This window comes from Acinetobacter bouvetii DSM 14964 = CIP 107468 (assembly GCF_000368865.1).
Classification (GTDB): Bacteria; Pseudomonadota; Gammaproteobacteria; order Pseudomonadales; family Moraxellaceae; genus Acinetobacter; species Acinetobacter bouvetii.
In genome coordinates this window covers 525,047-546,104 of the sequence record NZ_KB849727.1, presented here as the reverse complement: position 1 = coordinate 546,104, position 21,058 = coordinate 525,047, and the positions used below count along the sequence as shown (strand labels likewise).

The 21,058-nt window shown below is 43.8% G+C and carries 20 protein-coding genes and 10 tRNA genes; 23 read left to right on the top strand and 7 right to left on the bottom strand.

Annotated features, from left to right (window positions below):
• Positions 1-95: 95 nt before the first annotated feature.
• The 6 genes from F941_RS09645 (at position 96) to F941_RS09620 (ending at position 4,882) form a co-directional block, all read left to right on the top strand.
• Complete coding sequence (locus F941_RS09645; RefSeq protein WP_005010596.1) at positions 96-740, top strand: hypothetical protein; 645 nt, start codon at positions 96-98, stop codon at positions 738-740.
• A gap of 4 nt (positions 741-744) precedes the next feature.
• A complete protein-coding gene (locus F941_RS09640) occupies positions 745-1,710 on the top strand; it encodes a 2-hydroxyacid dehydrogenase (protein WP_005010595.1) in 966 nt (321 codons plus the stop codon).
• Between the two features lie 94 nt (positions 1,711-1,804).
• Entirely contained in the window at positions 1,805-3,244 is a 1,440-nt protein-coding gene (locus tag F941_RS09635) for a M48 family metalloprotease (protein WP_026253430.1), read from the top strand.
• Between the two features lie 111 nt (positions 3,245-3,355).
• Positions 3,356-3,730: a GFA family protein gene (locus tag F941_RS09630; protein ID WP_005010592.1), complete on the top strand. Its 375-nt coding sequence runs from the start codon at positions 3,356-3,358 to the stop codon at positions 3,728-3,730.
• Positions 3,731-3,810: 80 nt separating this feature from the next.
• A complete protein-coding gene (locus tag F941_RS09625) occupies positions 3,811-4,173 on the top strand; it encodes a hypothetical protein (RefSeq protein ID WP_005010591.1) in 363 nt (120 codons plus the stop codon).
• 7 nt (positions 4,174-4,180) lie between these two features.
• Entirely contained in the window at positions 4,181-4,882 is a 702-nt protein-coding gene (locus F941_RS09620; protein ID WP_005010590.1) for a Hint domain-containing protein, read from the top strand.
• Positions 4,883-4,987: 105 nt separating this feature from the next.
• Here F941_RS09620 and F941_RS09615 read toward each other — a convergent pair whose 3' ends face one another.
• Both F941_RS09615 and rpsU read right to left on the bottom strand, forming a co-directional pair.
• On the bottom strand, positions 4,988-5,434 hold the full coding sequence (locus tag F941_RS09615) for a GatB/YqeY domain-containing protein (protein WP_005010588.1): 447 nt from the start codon (positions 5,432-5,434) through the stop codon (positions 4,988-4,990).
• A gap of 39 nt (positions 5,435-5,473) precedes the next feature.
• Positions 5,474-5,689, bottom strand: a complete 216-nt coding sequence (rpsU, locus tag F941_RS09610; protein ID WP_001136722.1) for a 30S ribosomal protein S21 — start codon at positions 5,687-5,689, stop codon at positions 5,474-5,476.
• A 147-nt stretch (positions 5,690-5,836) separates the two neighbouring features.
• On the opposite strand from rpsU, the gene tsaD reads away from it, so the two are divergent.
• Positions 5,837-6,853, top strand: a complete 1,017-nt coding sequence (tsaD, locus tag F941_RS09605) for a tRNA (adenosine(37)-N6)-threonylcarbamoyltransferase complex transferase subunit TsaD (RefSeq protein WP_005010586.1) — start codon at positions 5,837-5,839, stop codon at positions 6,851-6,853.
• 506 nt (positions 6,854-7,359) lie between these two features.
• On the opposite strand, the gene F941_RS09600 is transcribed toward tsaD, so the two are convergent.
• A complete protein-coding gene (locus F941_RS09600) occupies positions 7,360-8,232 on the bottom strand; it encodes an ATP-binding protein (protein WP_005010585.1) in 873 nt (290 codons plus the stop codon).
• Between the two features lie 189 nt (positions 8,233-8,421).
• Between F941_RS09600 and F941_RS09595 the strand changes: the two genes are divergently transcribed.
• The 12 genes from F941_RS09595 to F941_RS09540 all read left to right on the top strand — a co-directional run bounded on the left by F941_RS09595 (position 8,422) and on the right by F941_RS09540 (position 12,231).
• On the top strand, positions 8,422-9,933 hold the full coding sequence (locus tag F941_RS09595; RefSeq protein ID WP_005010583.1) for a DUF3336 domain-containing protein: 1,512 nt from the start codon (positions 8,422-8,424) through the stop codon (positions 9,931-9,933).
• Positions 9,911-10,771: a protein kinase domain-containing protein gene (locus tag F941_RS09590; protein WP_005010580.1), complete on the top strand. Its 861-nt coding sequence runs from the start codon at positions 9,911-9,913 to the stop codon at positions 10,769-10,771. The genes F941_RS09595 and F941_RS09590 overlap by 23 nt, the downstream gene beginning before the upstream one ends.
• A 106-nt stretch (positions 10,772-10,877) precedes the next feature.
• Positions 10,878-10,962, top strand: a tRNA-Leu gene (locus tag F941_RS09585).
• Between the two features lie 37 nt (positions 10,963-10,999).
• Positions 11,000-11,073, top strand: a tRNA-Trp gene (locus F941_RS09580).
• 36 nt (positions 11,074-11,109) lie between these two features.
• Positions 11,110-11,194: transfer RNA gene (locus F941_RS09575), tRNA-Leu, on the top strand.
• A 108-nt stretch (positions 11,195-11,302) separates the two neighbouring features.
• Positions 11,303-11,387 (top strand) — tRNA-Leu (locus F941_RS09570).
• Positions 11,388-11,424: 37 nt separating this feature from the next.
• A tRNA-Trp gene (locus F941_RS09565) sits at positions 11,425-11,498 on the top strand.
• A gap of 37 nt (positions 11,499-11,535) precedes the next feature.
• Positions 11,536-11,620: transfer RNA gene (locus F941_RS09560), tRNA-Leu, on the top strand.
• A 108-nt stretch (positions 11,621-11,728) separates the two neighbouring features.
• Positions 11,729-11,813: transfer RNA gene (locus F941_RS09555), tRNA-Leu, on the top strand.
• A gap of 37 nt (positions 11,814-11,850) precedes the next feature.
• Positions 11,851-11,924: transfer RNA gene (locus tag F941_RS09550), tRNA-Trp, on the top strand.
• A gap of 36 nt (positions 11,925-11,960) precedes the next feature.
• Positions 11,961-12,045, top strand: a tRNA-Leu gene (locus tag F941_RS09545).
• A gap of 100 nt (positions 12,046-12,145) precedes the next feature.
• Positions 12,146-12,231, top strand: a tRNA-Leu gene (locus F941_RS09540).
• Between the two features lie 338 nt (positions 12,232-12,569).
• Here F941_RS09540 and F941_RS16905 read toward each other — a convergent pair.
• Positions 12,570-12,749 (bottom strand): transposase, encoded by a 180-nt coding sequence (locus F941_RS16905; protein WP_081400544.1) that lies wholly within the window; start codon positions 12,747-12,749, stop codon positions 12,570-12,572.
• 259 nt (positions 12,750-13,008) lie between these two features.
• A complete protein-coding gene (locus F941_RS09535; protein ID WP_005010578.1) occupies positions 13,009-13,212 on the bottom strand; it encodes a hypothetical protein in 204 nt (67 codons plus the stop codon).
• A gap of 443 nt (positions 13,213-13,655) precedes the next feature.
• On the opposite strand from F941_RS09535, the gene F941_RS09530 reads away from it, so the two are divergent.
• Entirely contained in the window at positions 13,656-13,928 is a 273-nt protein-coding gene (locus F941_RS09530; RefSeq protein ID WP_005010575.1) for a hypothetical protein, read from the top strand.
• Between the two features lie 55 nt (positions 13,929-13,983).
• Here F941_RS09530 and gloB read toward each other — a convergent pair whose 3' ends face one another.
• Both gloB and F941_RS09520 read right to left on the bottom strand, forming a co-directional pair.
• Positions 13,984-14,715 carry a hydroxyacylglutathione hydrolase gene (gene gloB / locus F941_RS09525; RefSeq protein ID WP_005010572.1) on the bottom strand — a complete coding sequence of 244 codons (732 nt, stop codon included), beginning with the start codon at positions 14,713-14,715 and terminating at the stop codon, positions 13,984-13,986.
• A 141-nt stretch (positions 14,716-14,856) separates the two neighbouring features.
• The gene (locus tag F941_RS09520) at positions 14,857-15,441 is read right to left on the bottom strand and encodes a flavin reductase family protein (protein ID WP_005010571.1); all 585 of its coding nucleotides are present in this window, start codon (positions 15,439-15,441) and stop codon (positions 14,857-14,859) included.
• Between the two features lie 239 nt (positions 15,442-15,680).
• On the opposite strand from F941_RS09520, the gene F941_RS09515 reads away from it, so the two are divergent.
• The 3 genes from F941_RS09515 (at position 15,681) to F941_RS09505 (ending at position 20,962) form a co-directional block, all read left to right on the top strand.
• Positions 15,681-17,069 (top strand): L-cystine transporter, encoded by a 1,389-nt coding sequence (locus F941_RS09515; RefSeq protein ID WP_005010569.1) that lies wholly within the window; start codon positions 15,681-15,683, stop codon positions 17,067-17,069.
• Between the two features lie 112 nt (positions 17,070-17,181).
• Positions 17,182-18,015 carry a PhzF family phenazine biosynthesis protein gene (locus F941_RS09510; RefSeq protein WP_005010567.1) on the top strand — a complete coding sequence of 278 codons (834 nt, stop codon included), beginning with the start codon at positions 17,182-17,184 and terminating at the stop codon, positions 18,013-18,015.
• A 178-nt stretch (positions 18,016-18,193) separates the two neighbouring features.
• Positions 18,194-20,962, top strand: coding sequence for a M16 family metallopeptidase (locus F941_RS09505; RefSeq protein WP_005010565.1), 2,769 nt, complete (start codon positions 18,194-18,196; stop codon positions 20,960-20,962).
• Positions 20,963-21,058: the final 96 nt, after the last annotated feature.

Sequence of the window (21,058 nt, the reverse complement as noted above, 5' to 3'; positions counted from 1 at the left end):
GATGCGCACCATTTAAGCTGAATTAAAATAAAAGTACAGCAAAGTGCGCCTAATCTCGATAGAATATTGGCTAGAATTTTGGTGATGATGAAAGCATGATGGGGCATCAGCGTGACATAATGGCGGCGTTGGGAATTGATATTTGGATTCCTAAGGATGCTCTGTGTCAGCAGCATCAGCCTGCTATATGGCGTGATCAGGCGCCTGAAGAAGCTATTTCGGAAATCATCCTGCCGCACATGCCTGCGGTGGCTGAACAGCCGGAACGGCCTCAGCCGCCTGTCCATCAGGAGCCTGTGCTTTCAGCCCCTGAGGCGGAACAACAGCAAACAGCACCCGCTGCAGTGCAAGAAGCCTTAGTTTCGGCAGTTCACATTCCCGCTTTTTCAATTGAGGCAATGGTGTTGCCGCAATGCGTGCTGCTGGTTGACGCAACTGCGATCACGGCTGATCAGCAGCAATTATGGCGCAATATTCAGCGTGCCGTTTCTGCAGAATTTCATCATCTGCAATGGCCATTTGCTTGGCAGAACATGCAGGATGGCCGCGGTGCATCATCTTATATACAAGGCTTTTTAGATGTGTTCAGTACAGAAAAAAATGTGCTGTGCTTAGGGGAAATTCCGCACCTGCAGGCATCCCATTCTATTCAGCTGGCTTCATTGCAGGAAATGCTGATTCAGCCTTTGTTGAAAAAACGCCTTTGGCAATTTATGCAAAATAAAATGAAGGAATCATGAATACATGAAAAAGAAAGTTGTTGTTTTTAGCCAAATCGATAATGAAATTTTGATGAGACTGGAACAGCAATATCATGTTGTTCAAATTAATCCGAAAAAAGGCGATATCAATCAGCAAATTTTAGAAGAAAGCCGTGATGCGGATGGGATGATCGGCGCTGGCCGGAGGCTGAATGAAAGCAATTTAAAACATGCAGAAAAACTCAAGATTATTTCCAGTGTGAGTGTGGGGTACGACAATTATGATGTGTCATATCTAAATCAAAAGCATATTTGGCTGACGCATACCCCGCACGTTTTGACTGAAACGACAGCAGACTTGGCGTTTACGCTTTTAATGAGCGCAGCAAGAAAAGTTCCATCATTGGATGCCTGGATGAAGCAGGGGCAATGGTCCAGAACGGCAGGCCCAGAGCAATTTGGTGTTGATATTTATGGGAAAACCTTAGGCATTATCGGTTTAGGCTCTATCGGCGCTGCGATTGCGAGACGCGGTTTTTACGGATTCAATATGAATGTGCTGTACCATAACCGTCATGAAAAACTTGAAATAGCCGAACAGTTTAAAGCTGAATTCTGCAGTCTGGATGATTTATTAAGCCGTTCCGATTTTGTTGTAATTGCGGTTGATTTAAATGCGGCATCCAAATCATTAATTGGCGCGCGCGAATTGCAGCTTATGCAGCCGCATGCGGTGCTGGTCAATATTTCGCGCGGTTCCGTGGTTGATGAAAAGGCGCTTATTGATGCTTTAAAGTCGCGCAGTATTTTCGCAGCTGGATTGGATGTATATGAAAAGGAGCCGCTGCAGGCTTCAGAGTTATTTGAGCTGGATAATGCAGTCACCTTGCCGCATGTCGGATCTGCAACTGCACAAACCCGCAAGCGGATGGCTGAATTGGCATATGAGAATTTGGTCGATGCTTTGGAGGGCAGGCAGCCTCGCTACGCTGTTAAGAAAGCGGATTAATTAAAAATTTAATAACACTTTCTTTCATAATGGCTCATTTTTCAATGCTATATTTCTGAATAGATAAGCAAATAGATTTGATTGGGACGCGGCATTGAAAAAAACTTTACTGGCTTGCAGTCTGGGACTGTGTTCGATGCTCGCGCAGAGTCAAACGGTAGAATTTAATTCGGCAGCTCAATTTGCTGTGCCGGATATTGGCAGCGGCGTTGGTTTGCTTGATCAGCAAAAAGAAAAGGCCATTGGCGAAAAAGTATTCCGTGAAGTCAATAAGCAGATGCCGGTTCTGCAAAATCCTTGGCTTGAAGATCGTTTGTATGCAGTATTTTCCCATATTTTAAGCCAGACACAGCTCAGTCAGCCGGTCGGCCTTTTAATTATTAATGATCCGCAAATTAATGCTTTTGCTGTGCCTGGCGGATTATTTGCCCTGAATGCGGGTTTGATTAACTCTGCGCGTAACATGGATGAGATGGCTGGTGTAATGGCGCATGAAATTGCGCATGTCACACAGCGCCATTATAGCCGCTCTCAAGAAGCCTTTAAGGGGCAGGGCTTGCTTTCATTGGCGGGTATTCTGGTAGGGGCATTGGTTGCTTCCAAGGCGGATGGTGATGCGGGCGCTGCTGTGATGCTGGGTTCGCAGGCGGCACTGCTGGATAAGCAGCTGACATATAGCCGAAACCAAGAACGTGAAGCTGACCGCATAGGGATGCAGTATATGTATGCTGCAGGCTATAACCCGCAAAGCATGGCCGATTTTTTTGAAGTCATGAACCGCGCTACAAGTCAGGTCAGTTTTTTGCCGGACTTTTGGCTGACGCACCCACTCACGACACAGCGTATGAGTGAGGCGCGCCTGAGGGCAAATCAGCTGCCGAAAGTAAAGCCAAATTTAGACAATGAAGATTTTGAAATAATTAAGCAATATAGCCGAGTTCTGTCTGGCCAGAGCAGCGAACAGCAGCTGCAGGCGTTGGCTAATCAAAATAATTTTGCGGGTTTAATGGGCTTGGCTGCTTTTCACATACAGCATGGTGATTTTTCGGCTGCACAAACCGCGCTTGATAAAGCTAAAAATATTAAATCCAGCCATGTGCTGATGACGCTGCTGCAGGCAGATGTTTACTTAGGGCAGAATAAAATTGAAAATGCATTCAGTTTAATGAGCAGTGCTGCGGCGGTTATGCCAGAGAACCGCGCGTTAAATTATAAATATGCAGAAGTGCTTATCCTTAATAAGCAGCCGGCTCAAGCGGAGTTGACGGTGCGTCAATTTTTACGCAATAACCCGCGTGATGTATCCGGCTGGCGTCTAATGCAGCAGTCTGCAAATGCTGATAATTCTTCTGCGCTGCGGTCTGTGAATGTATTGCGCTACCGTGCGGAAGTGGAATTTTGGACCGGCAATGAAGAAAATGCCATAAAGTCTTTATTGCATGCTAAGCGTTTAGCCAAAGAGCGCAAGTCACTTGAAACGGTAATAGACCAGCGCTTAAAAGAAATGCAGAAAGATTGGCAATTGGCTGTCTAGGTGAAAGCGCTGGAGTTCTCCATAAGGTGTCTTCACTGCATTGATCAGCAGGGGTGAAGATTAAGCAAACGCAATTTAAAGCATAATAATTCAAAATAATGGAGTGCTGTAATGATTCAGGGACAGTGTTTGTGCGGTGCTGTAAAATATCAGTATGAGGCCGAACTGGAACGGAGCATTTTGTGTTTTTGTCAGCATTGCAGGCTGGCGCAAGGTGCGCTGTTCGGCTGGAACTCTCCAATTGATAAATCCAAGTTTCAGCTGCTGCAAGGTGGTGAGGCTTTAAAGGAATATTTTCATACAGCTAATAAGGCTCGTGTATTTTGCAGTCAATGCGGCAGCCCGATGTATTCGTACCGTACGGATTTGCCGGATGTCTTGCGGCTGCGTTTGGGAACGGTCACACAAGGCGCATTGCCTGCGCCTGAAGAACTGGCTTATAAAGAATATCAGCCTGAATTTATTTGTATAAATTCATTATCATAGACACATTTAAAATAGTTTGGAAAGTTGGCTGGTGATACAATTGTAAGCGCGCCTTTAGATAAACGATAAAGATTGAATTGATGAAAAAATTAATATTTACCCTGTTGGGTTTGGGAATAGCTGTACAGGCAGTGCAAGCCGCGAGTGCTGAACAGTATGCTCGTGATGTAGAAAAAATTTCTAGTCAATATAGTGTGGATATGAAGTTATTTTTACGCAGTTTAGATGCTAAAACTTCTCAATTTTCAGCACAACAACAGCAGCAATTTTGTGGAATTGTCAAAAAATACGTCGACGATTTGTATCAAACTACAGATCAAAACCGTGCGTACTTACCACCTTCTGCACAATCTATGACTAAGCAAACAGTGATCGATAAAGTGATAGTGTCACCAGAAATGCAATTATTGAAAAAATATAATATTCAGTGTGATTTGAAATAGGTGAAAAATGTCTGGATTTGTGGCTGGTACTTTAATTCATACAGATCAGGGGCTTCTTCCGATTCAGAATATTAAAGTCGGTGATTTGGTATTATCTAAATCTGATAGTAGCGTTATTGAATATAGAAATGTGACAGAAGTAAGTGGTTTACTTTCCGAAGAAATTTTACGTATAAGTTGCTTTAAAAATGCTCAAATAGAAGAATCTTACCCAGTAATTTATACTCAATTTGCAGCTGCATCACAATTGTTTTGGGTGGAATCTACTGTTGAAGTTCAGGCATTTCGAAAATGGATTGTTGCTTCAAAGCTTGATGGTTGTAGTTTGTTGTCAAATATAAGTGACGAAAAGAGTTTAAGATTTTTGGATTCACATACTGTTTGGTATGGTTGCTTGGAGGGTGGTTTGAGTGTGGGTGGTTGTTTTGAACTCACATTTGAGGAAACTCGTGAACTTGATATGATTATTCAGTTTACAGATGATAATTATTACTTTGTTAATCATAATAAATACAATTCAGATTACTATATATTGGAATCGCAAATTATAAAATCAGATTACATTAATGATAGGGCAGTGGATTATATCTATAATACACATTGGAATGTACCAAAACCAAAGAAATTAGCAGTGAGAACATATAATTTAGAAATTGACGGATATAATTCTTATTTTATTGGAGAGGATGGTTTATGGGTGCATAGTTAATTGGCTATTTGATTTATATGTAGAAAATAATTAAATCAAATAGACCAAATCAAACATATTTTTGAATATTAAAAATACTCAAAACAAGATTTAACGGTGTGGGTATTAAGCAAGTTTTGCTTTAATTTTTGCAGAAACTTGAGAAGGATCGGCGCGCCCGGCTATGAGCGGACGCAGAGAGTTCATCACCTTACCCATATCTTTCATGCTAGTAGCTTCTTGCGCAGTAATAGTCTGTGCAATGATGGAATCAAGTTCTTCCTCAGTCATAGCTTCTGGTAGAAATTGAGATAAAACCTCAAGTTCGGCTTGTTCCTTACTAGCTAAATCTTCTCGACCAGCGCCTTCAAAGGCTTTGATCGATTCTTTACGTTGTTTGATTTGCTTTTCAATGACCGCAAGAACCTGAGTATCGTCAAGCTCAATGCGTTCATCGACTTCAATTTGCTTGATTGCTGCCTGTAGACTACGAATTACCGTTAACTTGCCCATTTCTTTAGCACGCATAGTTGCTTTCAAAACATCAGTTATTTGGTTTTTTAAAGTAGTCATTTATTTTGTCCAGGTTAGTCAATCAATCACAAATTAATCTTAGTAAAGGCGAGTCGTGCGTACTGATTCACGCGCCAATTTCTTTTGGTAGCGTTTAACAGCAGCAGCTTTTTTGCGCTTACGTTCTTGAGTAGGTTTTTCGTAGAATTCGCGTTTACGAACATCAGCAAGAACACCCGCTTTTTCGCATGAACGTTTGAAACGACGGATAGCTACGTCTACTGGTTCGCCTTCTTTCAATTTAACTTGTGGCATGAAGAATCCTCATTAAGTTATGGATAAGATCTAGGGCGAAATTGCCTTCGATCACAAGTGAAGGTCAGTATTTTACTCATTTACATCTCATACCACAAGTCTATAATAGGCTTCGCAATAGATTTGATACAGGTTATAGGCAGTTTAATGATCGTTTTAGGCTTAGAAACATCTTGTGATGAAACAGGGCTCGCATTGTATGACAGCGAGTTGGGTTTGCGCGGGCAAGTGCTGTATAGCCAAATTAAACTGCATGCAGAATATGGCGGCGTCGTGCCGGAGCTGGCTTCGCGTGACCATGTGCGCAAATTAATTCCTTTAATCACCCAATTGCTGGCAGACAGCGGCATTAAAAAATCTGAAATTGACGCCATTGCCTATACCCGCGGGCCAGGTCTGATGGGCGCGCTCATGACAGGCGCGCTGTTTGGCCGAACTTTAGCCTTTGCGCTGAATAAGCCGGCGATTGGCGTGCATCATATGGAAGGTCATATGCTGGCGCCATTGCTGTCCAAAACTCCGCCAGAATTTCCATTTGTCGCTTTGCTGGTGTCGGGCGGCCATACACAGCTCATGGCTGCGTATGGCATTGGCCAATATGAACTGTTGGGCGAATCTATTGATGATGCAGCAGGCGAAGCCTTTGATAAAGTCGCGAAAATGATGGGTCTGCCTTATCCGGGCGGGCCGAATATTTCTAAGCTGGCTGCAGCTGGTGACATGAATGCATTTGCATTTCCACGCCCAATGCTGCATCAAGGTTTAGATTTTTCTTTCAGTGGTTTGAAAACAGCAGTATCTGTGCAATTGAAAAAAGTGGAAGGCGAAGGCCGCGAAGCCGATATTGCGGCTTCATTCCAAGAAGCATTGGTGGATACACTGGTGAAAAAATCAGTGAAAGCATTAAAGCAAACCGGCTTGCGGCGTTTGGTGATTGCTGGCGGTGTAAGTGCCAACAGCCGCCTGAGAGAACGCTTAGAAGCCGACCTGGCTAAAATTCGTGCCCATGTGTTTTATGCAGAGCCTGCATTGTGTACCGATAATGGCGCCATGATTGCTTTTGCGGGTTATCAGCGCTTAAAAGCAGGACAGCATGATGGCTTGGCGGTAACCACAACACCGCGCTGGCCGATGACGGAATTGAGCAATCCTGAACAAGGTTAAGTACTGAATCACACAAACCGATATAAAAAAGCCCAGACATGAGATCTGGGCTTTTTTATATCGGTTATAAGACTATTTTAGGGAAATTGATTTCTTGATGCGAAAGGCAGTTGAAGTAAATGCAAGCTCGCTGAGGAGTGAAATCGGTTTAGATACGAATAGTGGATAAAAATTTTAAAGATAGTTGGATTGACTGTATTTTTCGTTAAGAAGATGAAAATGGAATTTTAGTTTTATAAATTCTGCCAATCGATTAATTCAAGAGGGGTTTTTCAAAAAAATAACCGTTGTCTCTGCAGTCTACGTTCGCTATTTATGGGGTGGAAAGGGGATAAAAATAATGTGCTGATGAATCATAAAAGTATTTAAGTCAGTATCTTAATTATGCTTATTTTGTGGGTAAGACCTGTAATATCAACATGTTTTTGTGAAAAAAGGCTCTATTCAAAATAAACAGGGCCTTTATTTTATTGCCGTATGAAGGAAATTAAAACTTAAAAACAGAGTTATAGATTCAATAACTGCTGTGAACCAATCCAGTGTTTAGAAAATTGATACGCTGCGCGCCCCGAACGCTGTCCGCGTCCTTGAGACCATCTTAAAGCCGCTGTCCGGGCATCTTCGGTCCATGGCAGATTGGCTTTCGCTAAATAATGTTCAGCAATTTCCAGATACAGCTTTTGGTCCATGGGGTAGAATGACAGCCACATGCCAAAACGGTCAGACAGAGAGATTTTTTCTTCAATGGCTTCCTGCGGATGCAGTTCTGTATATTGAGGGACATCCACCTTGGTTACAGGCGTGTTTTCATGCATAAATTCAGGCAGCAAATGGCGGCGGTTGCTGGTGGCGTAAATAATGAAATTGCTTGAACCTGACTGCAGTGAGCCATCTAAAACACTTTTTAAGCTGCGGTAATTTTCATCTTCTGCGTTAAAGGCCAAATCATCACAATAGACAATAAATTTTTCCGGACGGCCGGCAATGAGTTTTTGAATTTCAGGCAGATCAGACAAATCATCACGTTCAATTTCAATTAAGCGCAGGCCTTGAGATTCGTATTCAGTCAGTAGCGCGCGCACGATAGACGACTTGCCCGTGCCGCGTGAACCTGTAAGCAAAACGTCATTGGCAGGGAAGCCTTTTAAAAACTGCAAAGTGTTTTGGATGACTTTTTCTTTTTGGCGCTCAATGCCTTTTAAATCTTCCAGATACATTTTTTTTGATTGCTGAATTGCTTTCAGCTGTTTATCCTGCCATTTATAGGCAGCAGCGGTAAAGTCTGGCGCTTTTCTAAGTTCAGGAAGCGTTTGCTGCAATTGCAAAAGAACGCTGGACAGGGACTCTAAAATATTATCTGGTAAATCTAAGGTTGGCATGGGTATTCAGCTTGTGATTAATCGATGAATAGATGTAATTTTACAACAACAATGTATAGTATTTCGGCATGATATGCCAACGGAAGCAACTTTTGCCTATTGAATTAATGATCAAATTTTGCAAAAGTTTAAGCTGCATAAGAATCTAATGATTATGCAGCAGATAAAAGCCAGCGCTGAGGGATGGATATGCTATTTAAAGACTTTGCAAGGGATGTAAATCCGCACCAGGCGTACAGAATAAAAAAACTAAGCCGGCAACTGGAAACTGCAGAAAGCTATGCCGAGTGGAAAAGCATTGCGCTGAAAATTGATGAGGAATCTGGCGCTCAAGAGTGGAAGCTGGATAATTGCTCTCCCTACTTTGATGCAGAAATTATTGTGCACCGTTTGGCTTTGCTGAGGCGCTACCGCCAGCAAAAGCGCACTCGCGATCTGATGTATATTTTGAGTGAAGGCTTAACTTACGATATTGCGAATATTGGCCATCCATTGCTCTTTTCCGTAACGCATGTCGGGACAAAAAAAATTATTGAAGATTATGTTTCGGAAGTCAGTGAAGGCTTGGCTTTTATCGCTTCCGAAGACTGTGAATGTTTAACATCAGAAGAAAAAATTGGTTTCTTTGAACAGTGCCAAAAAGCTTTTGGACAGCCTGCCATGATGTTCTCTGGCGGGTCAACCCTCGGCCTGTTTCATACAGGCGTCTGCAAGGCGCTGATGGAACAGGATTTAATGCCTAAAGTGCTGTCTGGTTCGAGTGCCGGCGCCATCATGACCGGCATGCTGGGCGTGTCAAAGCCGTCTGAGTTTATGGAAATTTTGAAGGGGCATAATTTTTACAGTGAAGCCTTTCACTTTAGAAAGCTCAGCGATTTGCTGCGCGGCAATGGCGGATTGGCGGATGTAAAATATTTAAAGAATTTTCTCAAAGAAAATTTAGGGGATATGACCTTTGCAGAGGCGAAAAAAACCTCTGGGCTGAATATCAATATTGCGGTTGCGCCCTATGATGCTTCGCAGGATGCGCGCATTATGAACGCATATACTGCGCCGGATTTGCTGGTGTGGAGTGCTGTTCTGGCTTCTTGCGCAGTGCCAATTCTATTTCCGCCAGTTAAGCTGACAAGCAAGCGCTATGATGGTCAATTCACGCCTTATATGGCATCTACCCGCTGGGTGGATGGCAGTGTGCGCAGTGATTTTCCGCAGGAGAAAATGGCGCGCTTATACAACATCAATTATACGATTGCCAGTCAGGTGAATCCGCATATTGTGCCCTTTATGCAAAATGATATTTCCCGCTTCCGCAAAGACATGCTGAGCTGGCCTGAGCGGATTATCCGCCGGCAGGGCAAGGTGATTACTAAAGGGGTGATGGATTTTGCCCGTGAACGTGTAGGCAGTGTGCCGCCGATACGCCGTTTGCTGGATCATGGCTATGGCGTGGTTGATCAGCGTTATTATGGCGATGTAAATATTGTCGGTAAGCAGAGCCTGCGCCATTACAGCTATATGCTGCAAAACCCGCGCCCATATTTATTTAAAGTGTTGCAGCGAGAGGGTGAACGGGCGACTTGGCCGAAAATTTCACTGATTGAAACCCATGCGCGGGTTGGAAAAACCATTCAGCATTGTTTAGAGCTGCTGCATTATCAAAAATCACCTGAAAAGCAGCATGCAGAATTTATTGCAGTGTGATCAGGATTTATTGCAGACAGCTGTATATCGCTTAAAAGCCAAAGCCCAGAGTTTGAATTTTGGACGGTACTTGTATCAGCTGCAAAATGCGTCTAACGGTGATCAAGTTAATTCCTCCTGTTTTTGGCTCAAAGGGCAGTCCATGCGGGAAGATGGCTTTGAACATGCACAGCAAGGGTTTTTACAGGAACTTGCGCTGTATCAGCAGTGGTCTCTGCAGCGTCACAGTTTTTTGCTGCCGCATCGCATTATCTCGGTCAATCAGCTGGATCACCGGCAGTTAATTCAAGCAGACCATCTGCATCCGCAACTATTGCTGTTGCCTCATGCAGAATCGATTTTTAGTCGGGATTCGAATCAATTCAATTTAAGCCAAATTAAAGCGCTGATGATAGAGATTGTTAGCGCCTTAGCGCAGTTAACTGAGTTCGGGTGGCTGCATGCAGATCTAAAAGCAGCGCACTTTGTGCGCTATCAAGGGCAGGTGAGGCTGCTGGATTTTGAACAGGCCGTGCCGATAGCGTCTGCAAAGCGCCCGGCTATGAACGCAACACCGCGCTATATGGCGCCGGAGTTATTCCACGGGCAGCTCAAAAGTGTGCAAAGTGATCTTTACGCCTTAGGCATTGTGCTGCTGGAATGGCTGACAGCTCAGCGTTTGCAGGCCCATACATATGAAGATTGGGCTGTTTTGCATTGTCAGCGGTTAACAATTGATCTTCCACAGCAATTTATATTTTTCGAACCGATATTGCGAGATATGCTTGCGAAGCAAAAAACGCAGAGAATGCGTGATTTTTCGCAAATAAAAATGCGCTTAATATCTGAAAATGTTTAAGAAATCTCCAAATTATCTTTTTTGATTTTTATTTAAGCAATCAAAATGCTTTTTTCTAAAAAAGGCTTGTCATGTACAGGTGATCTCTATAATATACACAGCCATTGGGGACGTGGCGAAATTGGTAGACGCACTGGATTTAGGTTCCAGCGCCGCAAGGTGTGAGAGTTCGAGTCTCTCCGTCCCCACCACTTAAAGCTTAGATTTAAGTTTAAGCATTAAGAAAATAGAGGATTGGTGTAATGGTAGCATGACGGTCTCCAAAACCGTTCGTCAAGGTTCGAGTCCTTGATCCTCTGCCAAGCTTTAAAAGACTGACTTTGTGTCAGCACCCTGATGGGGACGTGGCGAAATTGGTAGACGCACTGGATTTAGGTTCCAGCGCCGCAAGGTGTGAGAGTTCGAGTCTCTCCGTCCCCACCATCAAGTATTAAAGCAAGGTTGTTGGCCTTGCTTTTTTATTGCAAGTTTTAAAGCGGCAGTATGTTGTTAAAGAAGTCCACTTATATTGTATATAATTGGCACCCAGCTGGGGACGTGGCGAAATTGGTAGACGCACTGGATTTAGGTTCCAGCGCCGCGAGGTGTGAGAGTTCGAGTCTCTCCGTCCCCACCACTTAAAGCTTAGATTCAGGTTTAAGCATTAAGAAAATAGAGGATTGATGTAATGGTAGCATGACGGTCTCCAAAACCGTTCGTCAAGGTTCGAGTCCTTGATCCTCTGCCAAGCTTTAAAAAGACTGACTTTGTGTCAGCACCCTGATGGGGACGTGGCGAAATTGGTAGACGCACTGGATTTAGGTTCCAGCGCCGCAAGGTGTGAGAGTTCGAGTCTCTCCGTCCCCACCATCAAGTATTAAAGCAAGGTTGTTGGCCTTGCTTTTTTATTGCAAGTTTTAAAGCGGCAGTATGTTGTTAAAGAAGTCCACTTATATTGTATATAATTGGCACCCAGCTGGGGACGTGGCGAAATTGGTAGACGCACTGGATTTAGGTTCCAGCGCCGCGAGGTGTGAGAGTTCGAGTCTCTCCGTCCCCACCACTTAAAGCTTAGATTCAGGTTTAAGCATTAAGAAAATAGAGGATTGATGTAATGGTAGCATGACGGTCTCCAAAACCGTTCGTCAAGGTTCGAGTCCTTGATCCTCTGCCAAGCTTTAAAAGACTGACTTTGTGTCAGCACCCTGATGGGGACGTGGCGAAATTGGTAGACGCACTGGATTTAGGTTCCAGCGCCGCAAGGTGTGAGAGTTCGAGTCTCTCCGTCCCCACCATCAAATATTAAATCATGGGTTTATTATTGATTTAATAGCTGTTTTTTTAAACAGAAATATGTGAAAAAGTCCATTTATCTTGTTATAATTGGCGACCTAAGGGGATATGGCGGAATTGGTAGACGCACTGTGTTCAGGTCGCAGCGCCTTCTGGGCGTGAGAGTTCGAGTCTCTCTATCCCCACCAGAATTTAACTTCATATAGCCTTATATGAAGTAAAAAGCCTTAATTCAAAAGAATTAAGGCTTTTTTTATTGCTTAATTTAATGTTTGGGACGCCGTTGATTAGGCTGAAGTTCAACCGATTTTAACGGTTAAACTTGGGATGAAATAAAAAGAAAACTGATGCATCGGGAATTGAAGCAAAATTAGATCTTGTTGAATCTATTGAAATACTCTTTCTTAGTGCAAGTGACAGCCGTATAAAACGGGCAATAGGTGTCTAAATTTTTGGCGGCTATTCAACGTTTTCTTTTTTTATCAGCACACATCAGTCTGCAAAGGGCTGGGTAATCAGGCGCTGCCTAATTCAACTTGCAAAATTTCATCATGCTTGGAACAAAGCTTGCGGCCATATGCAAAGATAATCTAAATAAAGCCTTGAACACCCTGCAGGATGGGGTGGCTGTATCTGAATAAGTATGGTTTTTGCCCTGGCCGCCTGTAGATTCGGTGTACCATAGGGTGCGGAGATCAAACTCAATATTATATTTCTGTGATTAATCAAAGCGCATTAAGAAGCCCCCCATTCATTGTTAGGCGCGGGAAGATTTATTTATAAATGATAAAGTTCAATAAACACTGATGATTGGTTTGTACAACAAAGTCAGAGGCAGAGTTTATAGCCTTGTGTTTTATTGCCTGAGGCAAGATAAAGCTGCAGTGCTGTAAAATATAAGCCCTCACAGTGGAGGGCCTAGGTTCGAAAAATCCATTTTTCTCGATCAAAAATTGGCAGATGAATTATGCTTTTAAGTGATCCTCAAATTCTTCGCCCAGCTGCATGGCCAAAGCATTGCCGGAGAGGTCACAGGTGACTAAGCCGTATTCTTTTTTAAAACTGAATGAGAAGCCGCGGTTGTCTGCTAAGCTGCGGACGTTATAGCCTAATTTTTCAAGCCAAAGACGAAATGCGATCAGATTTTTTGCTTTAACCACTTTTTTCACGAGAGAACTCCTTATTCATTGATAAATATTTAATAGGGATGGTTAAATATTTTTTAAAGGGCAAAATGGAACTTTTTATAAAATTACATTTTTTTGCTGAATAAATAAACAATGAAATTGGTTAAAATGATAAGGATTTTAAATTAAATATATAATTTATAATCTATTTTATAGAGTGTAACTAATTATGATTGCATTGGTAAAACAAACTTAAATGCAATGAAAAATATATTATTCAAGGTTATGCTGTATTAAATCTGAATGTAAATCATACAGCTGATCAAAATCAAAACGCGATAAAACGCGATAAAAAGAATAAAGTATGCAGTTAGCGCTAAAATGCGGTCTTTGATCAAGGCATCATTCTTTCAGCATGATGCAGGATTTTTTGCGCTGTATATTTGAGTTTGCAAGTAAAGCCAAACCGAAGAGGGGAAATAGTCATGCGGTCTGAAACCATTGAACAATTCGTTGCCAATCAAATTGACAGAATGACGCAAAGTGATAAAGATCCAGCCGCGGTGATGCTGGGCCATGAAGACTGGCTGATTTTTTCTGCTGAATCGAAGGTCGCCTATACGCCATTTGGCAGTGCGCGCCGTTATCAGCCGGCATTGGGTGGGCTGCTTTTGGTCCGTGTGGATGAAATGCATGCAGTCCGTGTGGTGACACAGGCGGAACTGGATGCATTCGCTGAAACAAATCAAATTTTATGATAGAAAAATTCGAGTTTTAGCACTTGGATATTGCTTAAAGTCCGAGTCTTTTTCCTTAGAACTGATCTTTCATTTCTCTTAAGCGCTGAAACTCTTCTGCATTGTCCGCTCGGAGAAAAGGATTGGTTTCAAGTTCTAATTCAATTGTGCTGGGCAGAGTGCACTGTCCCAGCATGCGCAGCGCTTCAACACGATCAAAACGCTCTCTGATGGCCATATTGTCGGGCTCTGCATGCAGTGCAAACTGCGCATTGGATAATGTATATTCATGCGTGCAATAGACCTTGGTCCGCGGCGGCAGGGCAGCCAGCCGGTTTAATGAGTGGAACATTTGCGGATGGGTTCCTTCAAAGACGCGCCCGCAGCCCATTGCAAACAGTGTATCACCGCAGAACAGCACATCTAAAGCATCAATAAAATACACAATATGCCCAAGGGTATGGCCTGGAACAGCGATAATATCGATCTTTAAGCCGTGAAATTCAAAATGGTCTTCATCTGCCAAGGGGTGAGTGATAAATGGAATTTTAGATAATTCATCCCGCGGGCCATAAACAGGTATATTGCGCTCACTGATCAGCTCCGGCACGCCGCCAACATGGTCTTTGTGCCAGTGTGTCAGCCAAATTTGCGCTAAGTTCAGCTGATGCGCTTGGCAGTATTGTTCAACCAAGCCCGCTTCTGTCGGATCGATGGCAATAACATCTTGAGAATCTTTATGTTCTAAAAGCCAGATGTAATTTTGAAGCGCATTTTTAACATCTATGCAGTGAATTTTAAAAGACATAGGGCTTACTTCTTAATTTTTTGCATAAATTCAACTTATCATGTAAAGCGCATTGCTAATACTGCAAAAATTGAATATTTGCGGGTGTTAATATCAAAAAATACGGAAACTGTCCGGCATCGGCATTCTGCTGAATCCGCTTCATTCTTGATCCGTGTAAACGCTGACGGCATCGCCGATGGTGTAAAAATGCCCGCCAGCCACATGATGCAGGCTTTTCCATTCATCTGCGGCATCCTGATAGTGCCAATGGCCATCCCTGAAAACCCGCTCATCTGCATAAGCGCCGATCACCTTGCCAATAAATAAATCATGCGTCTGCTGATTATGCGGTTCTGGAATGAGTTCGCATAGAAGCCAGGCGGCGCATCCTTCAACAACAGGAATATTGGAATGCGGAAATTTAAACAGTTCAGCCCCAGAATGGCGCAGTTTCTCAGGTGCATCCTTGAGGCTGATCATGCCTAAGGCATACACCATTTTCAGCTGTTTTAGCGTGGGAACTTGCAGTGCGAAGTATCCTGAATTTTCAATAATTTCCCGGGTTTTTGTGCTCTTATCCAGCACGACTGTGATTTTAGCGGGGCTGAACTCCAGCGCGCAGGCCCAAGCGGCTGTCATGACATCGGTATGTTCATGATCCTGAGCCGAAACCAGCACTGTTGGCCCATGATTGAGCAGGCGGTATGATTTTTCTAATTCAACGGGAAGAAGATGTGTAAGCATGCAGTGAACCTGAAATCTAAATGGATTTAATAAACTGAGGGAACGCTGATTGAAGCTTAAACCATCAAGCAGGGACTGCAAAGCTTGTAATTCTGCACTGCGCATAAACATGAAGCTGAAGAAGATATCATCAAGAGGCGGGGAATAAATACAAAATAGCTGTGGCCGGCTGAATGGGTGCTCTTGGGCAACGTTGAGCTGAAAGCGTATAATAGAGCTAGAAATTTAAAGGAAAGCTCATGAATACACCAATAATGCTGAATATCGCAGTATTTATTGCACTCTTGTTGTTGCTTGCGCAGATGCATAAAACCCAATGGAGCCTGTCAAAGAAAGTTTTTGCCGGTTTAGGGCTAGGTGTGATTTTTGGTTTAGGACTGCATGCCGTTTACAGCAGTTCACCTGATATTTTAAAAGACTCGATACAGTGGTTCAATATTGTTGGCAATGGTTATGTCAAGCTGCTGCAGATGGTGGTGATGCCGCTGGTGTTTATTTCCATTTTAGGGGCGGTTATTAGGCTGCATGATGCCAGCTCATTAGGCAAAATCAGTATTTTAAGTATCGGCACACTGCTGCTGACTACTTTTATTGCCGCTTTTGTCGGGGTGATGGTAACCAACTTATTTGGCTTAAGCGCTGCCGGTTTGGTGCAGGGTACTCAAGAGACCGCGCGTTTAAACCAGCTGAATACAGAATACATCTCGAAAGTGACAGATTTAAGCGTGCCGGATTTGGTGCTGTCATTTATTCCAAGCAATCCTTTTGCTGAACTGACAGGCGCGAACCCGACATCCATCATCAGTGTAGTGATTTTTGCGGTGATGCTGGGGATAGCAGGGATCAAGCTCATTAATGAAGAGCCTGAAAAAGGGCGCCGTGTATTAACTGCCATTGAAACGCTGCAAGGCTGGGTGATGAAGCTGGTGCGGATTGTCATGCTGCTGACGCCATATGGTGTATTTGCTTTAATTACCAAAGTGGTCGCCAGTTCAAATTTGGCGGATATTTTGAATCTCGGCGGGTTCTTGGTCGCGTCTTATATTGGCCTTGCGATTATGTTTGCGGTGCATGCGGTCATTTTGGCGCTTACAGGCATGAATCCTTTTAAATTCTTTAAAAAAGTCATGCCGGTCTTGGCCTTTGCTTTTACCAGCCGTTCCAGTGCAGCCAGCATCCCCTTGAATATTGAAGCGCAAACCCGCCGTATTGGCGTGCCTGAGTCAATCGCCAGCTTTTCTGCGTCATTTGGCACCACCATTGGTCAAAATGGCTGCGCAGGACTGTATCCAGCGATGCTGGCTGTGATGGTCGCGCCGACGGTTGGCATCAATCCTTTAGACCCATTATGGATACTGACTTTAATCTGTGTGGTGACACTCAGTTCAATTGGTGTTGCGGGTGTGGGCGGCGGAGCGACTTTTGCGGCTTTAATTGTCCTGCCCATTATGGGCTTGCCTGTGACTTTGGTGGCGCTGCTGATCTCGATTGAGCCTTTGATTGATATGGGGCGGACTGCGCTGAATGTCAGCGGGTCGATGACGGCAGGCACAGTGACCAGCCAGCTGCTGGGGCAAACGAATAAAACAATTTTCAATCAAGAAGATGTAGATTTAACACACGTTTAAAGACACAATCTGACTATAAGGTTAAATTTAAAAGCCAATGCATCCGTGTTGGCTTTTTCACATACATATCAAAGATGATGAAAAATCAGTGATCAATCAGGGAAAAGCACAGATGAAAATGTATCAGGTCGATGCATTCACCAAGCAGCTGTTTAAGGGCAATCCGGCAGCGGTAATTGTATTGGATCATTGGCTGGATGAAGCAGCCATGCAGAATATTGCTTTGGAAAATAACCTCTCTGAAACAGCATTTGTGAAAATGCTGGATTCGTTGAATTATGAAATCCGCTGGTTTACCCCCACGACAGAAGTCGATTTTTGCGGGCATGCGACATTGGCCAGTAGCTATGTCATTTTTAAAGATTTTACCGACGCTCAAACGATTCAGTTTCACGTTAAAAAATTGGGCATCTTTACTGTAGTACAGGCAGATGACGGCCAAATTCAGATGAATTTCCCCATGCGCCGGGCGCAGGCAGTGACGGAATATCCTGATCTTTTAAGGCAAGCGTTGACTAAACCCTTTAAGCAAGTGTATTTGAATGCCCAAGCTTATATTGTTGAATATGAAAATGTTCAGGATATCTTGGATGAGCAGCCTGATTTTGAATTGCTGAAACAGTTAGGCCGCATCCGTACAGCTATTACCGCTTCAGATGGCGATGTTTGTGTGGATGTTGCAATTACATCAGGCAATCAGCAGTATGATTGTGTATCCCGCTATTTTGCTCCTGGCAACGGCATTAATGAAGACCCTGTGACCGGTTCTATTCATACAGGGATTGTCCCGATTTGGGCCGATAAATTGGGCAAAAAAGAACTTACTGCGTATCAGGCTTCGGCGCGGGGCGGTGAGCTGTATTGCCGCATTTTGGAAAATGACCGTATCGAGATTTCGGGCTATGCCAAGCTGTACATGCAGGCAGAAATTTTTACGGATTGCTAGCTTTCGCTAAAGCTTAAGCAGGCATTCAATTTTGCTTGATAGCTTGATGTGTGCTGGATTCATATGGCAAATGTATTAAAAGTACGGCAGATTTAAAAAAATTCTGTATATAATGAGAATCATTCTCTAAAATAAACAGCATTACAAATTAATAGACTTGATTGGAAAGATTTTATCCATGCGTTTTAAACAGCTTACTCTCTCACTTTTTTTTCTTGGCTGCAGCTCAGCAATTTTTGCACAGCCGGTTTTGGTTAAAACAGAACAGGATATTGAAGAATATAAATTAGACAACGGTTTTCGTATTATTCTGGCGCAGAATAATAAAGAAAATAAAATTTTTATGAACACGGTTTATAAGACTGGTTCATTGAATGATCCGCAAGGCAAAGGCGGCTTGGCGCATTTGCTGGAGCATTTGGCTTTTAAGGGCACGCAGAATGTCAAAGGCGATGAGTTTCAGCGCAGACTGGATCAGTACACCTTAATGACCAATGCCAGCACGGACTATTATTCGACCAAGTACACCAATATTGTGCGCCCAGAACAGGCGGCTTTGAATGAAGTGATTCATCTTGAAGCGGAGCGCATGGATAAACTGGTGCTGCAGGAAAAATATGTTCCTTCTGAAATTTCGATTGTGAAGCGGGAACGTGAAGTGCGTTTAGACCAACCTTTTGCTGTGTTGATGGATCAGGTGTTTAAAAGCGCATATGGCAATCAGCACTTGGGGCGTTTGCCCATTGGCGATCTGAAAGAACTGCAGTCCATCAACATGCAGGAGCTGAATCAGTTCTACCGTGCGTGGTATGCGCCGAACAATGCGGTCATGGTGCTTTCCGGCAAGTTTGATAAAGCTGCGGTGCTGAAGCAAATTGATGCGCAATTCAGCCCAATCGCATCACGCGCTGTGCCTGCGCAAGCGGTTGTGCCTAAACTGGATGGCAGCAAGATCAAACAGCGCCAGTTCAGCGTGCAAAAAGGCAGTGATTTCGCCAAATTCAATATTTATCTGAATGGCGTAGATCAGGCCATTGTGCCTGCGCTGTCAGTATCCCCCGCGCTTTATACGCTGCAGCCCAGCGGCCATCTATATCAAAGTATCGTAGAAACTGGTTTAGCGACAGGTGTTGCGGCATCAACGTGGCTGGATAAGGATTTTAACTTGGTCTTTTTAGGCGCTGTGTATGCGCCCAATCATGATGCCGCCAAAGTTCAAGCGCAGTTGAATCAAGGGGTAGAGCAGAGCAAAGCCTTTGATGATACAGAGCTGAATCGGGTAAAAAGCATGACCCGAAATCAGGCCGACAGCATTAAAAATAATGCAGCGGCATTAGGTTCCCGCCTCAGTGATTATTATGCGGCGTATAATGGCGACTGGACGCGTTATTTTAAAGATTTAGAGGATATTCAAAAGCTGACGCCAGCCGAGGTGAATCAAACTTATAAAGCCTTTTTAAAGCCTGAATACCGTATTAGCGGGAATATTCTGCCGACACCGGAAGATCAGAAAAAGGCAATGGAGCAGAAAAAAGCTCAGCCCGCTAAAACACTGGGTCAGCAGGATGCTGCAGAAGAGCCGCTGAAAGATGCCAGTGCTTATAAAGAGGAAGTGAAGCAATATGTTCAGCAGTCAAAAACATACCTAGAGCAGAAAGAAAAACAGATTCAGCGCGGCAAGCTTAAAAATGGCATTCAATATGCGCTGTACCCGACAACGACGCGTGACGACAAAACCTATGCCTCGATTGCTTTGGATTTTGGCACGGCAGAGTCGCTGATGAATAAAGATGTGACTTTGGATTTGACCGCTTATTTGCTGTTCCGCGCATCGGAAGGCAAGAGCTTGCAGCAGATTGCGGACAAGATTATTGAATCAGGCGGTTCAGCCAGTGTCAGCGCCAGCGGCAATGGTTTCACTATTCAAATTTCTGCCAAAAAAGACAAATTTGAAGAATTCTTTAAATATTTCTTAGAGGCGGTGAAGACCCCTGTTTTTGAGCAGGCGCAGTTTGACTTGATTAAGTCACAAAGCTTGTCTAGCTTAGACCGTCCCTATACAGAGCCCGATACGGTTGCTGCTTTAAACATGGCGCGTTTAATTGAAACGCATCAGCCGGGTGATTTGCGCTACCACTTTGAGCCGGAACTGGTGAAAAAGCAGTATCAGGCGGCGACACGCGAGCAGGTGCAGCAGCTGTATCAGCAATTCTTTAAAACCAATCATGGTCAAATTGCCATTACTGGTGATTTTGATGCCAAGAAAATTCAAAAATTATTGAAATCTGAATTTGGCAGCTGGACTACAGCGGAGCCTTATGAGCGCCTAAGTGATGACTATACCGCCTATAGCGGGCAGAAAGTGCATGCGCTGTCAGAGCAGCGCGAGTTCGGCAGCTATCAAGCTCTGCTAACCGTTCCTGTCGGCAGTGATCATCCAGACATGCCTGCATTGCAAATTTTCCGGCACATTTTAGGCGATTCGCAGCTATCGTCACGGTTGGCGCAGGAGCTGCGTGAGAAAAACGCGCTGGTTTACGGCTTTGGCGCAAATATGAATTTTGACAGCTGGACAGATTCCGGCGCCTTAATGATCAGCGCAAATTATACGGCTGGGAAATCAGCGCAAGTTTCGCAGACGGTGCATAAAGTGCTGCAGGCTTTATTGGACAAGGGTGTGACGGAGCAGGAGCTGGAGTCTGCAAAAGCGTCTATGCTGAAAAAGCGCGTGACTGCTTTGGAAGATGAACGCCGTATTCACAGCATGCTGATTCCTCAGCTTGAAAAAGGGCGTGATTTGCTTGACCGCGAAAAGCGTGATCAAGACATTGCGAAATTAACCAAGGCAGATGTTGATGCTGCGATTAAAAAATACATCCGTCTAGATCAGCTGGTCGAGGTGATGGCGGATCAGTACGGTAAAGCGCAAACGCCCAATAAAAAATAATTTGATACAATGTTCATTGCATTCAGCAAAAAACTCCCAGAGCTTGACGCTCTGGGAGTTTTTTTACTTCTGCTGCTGAAGTTTCTGTTTTATAGC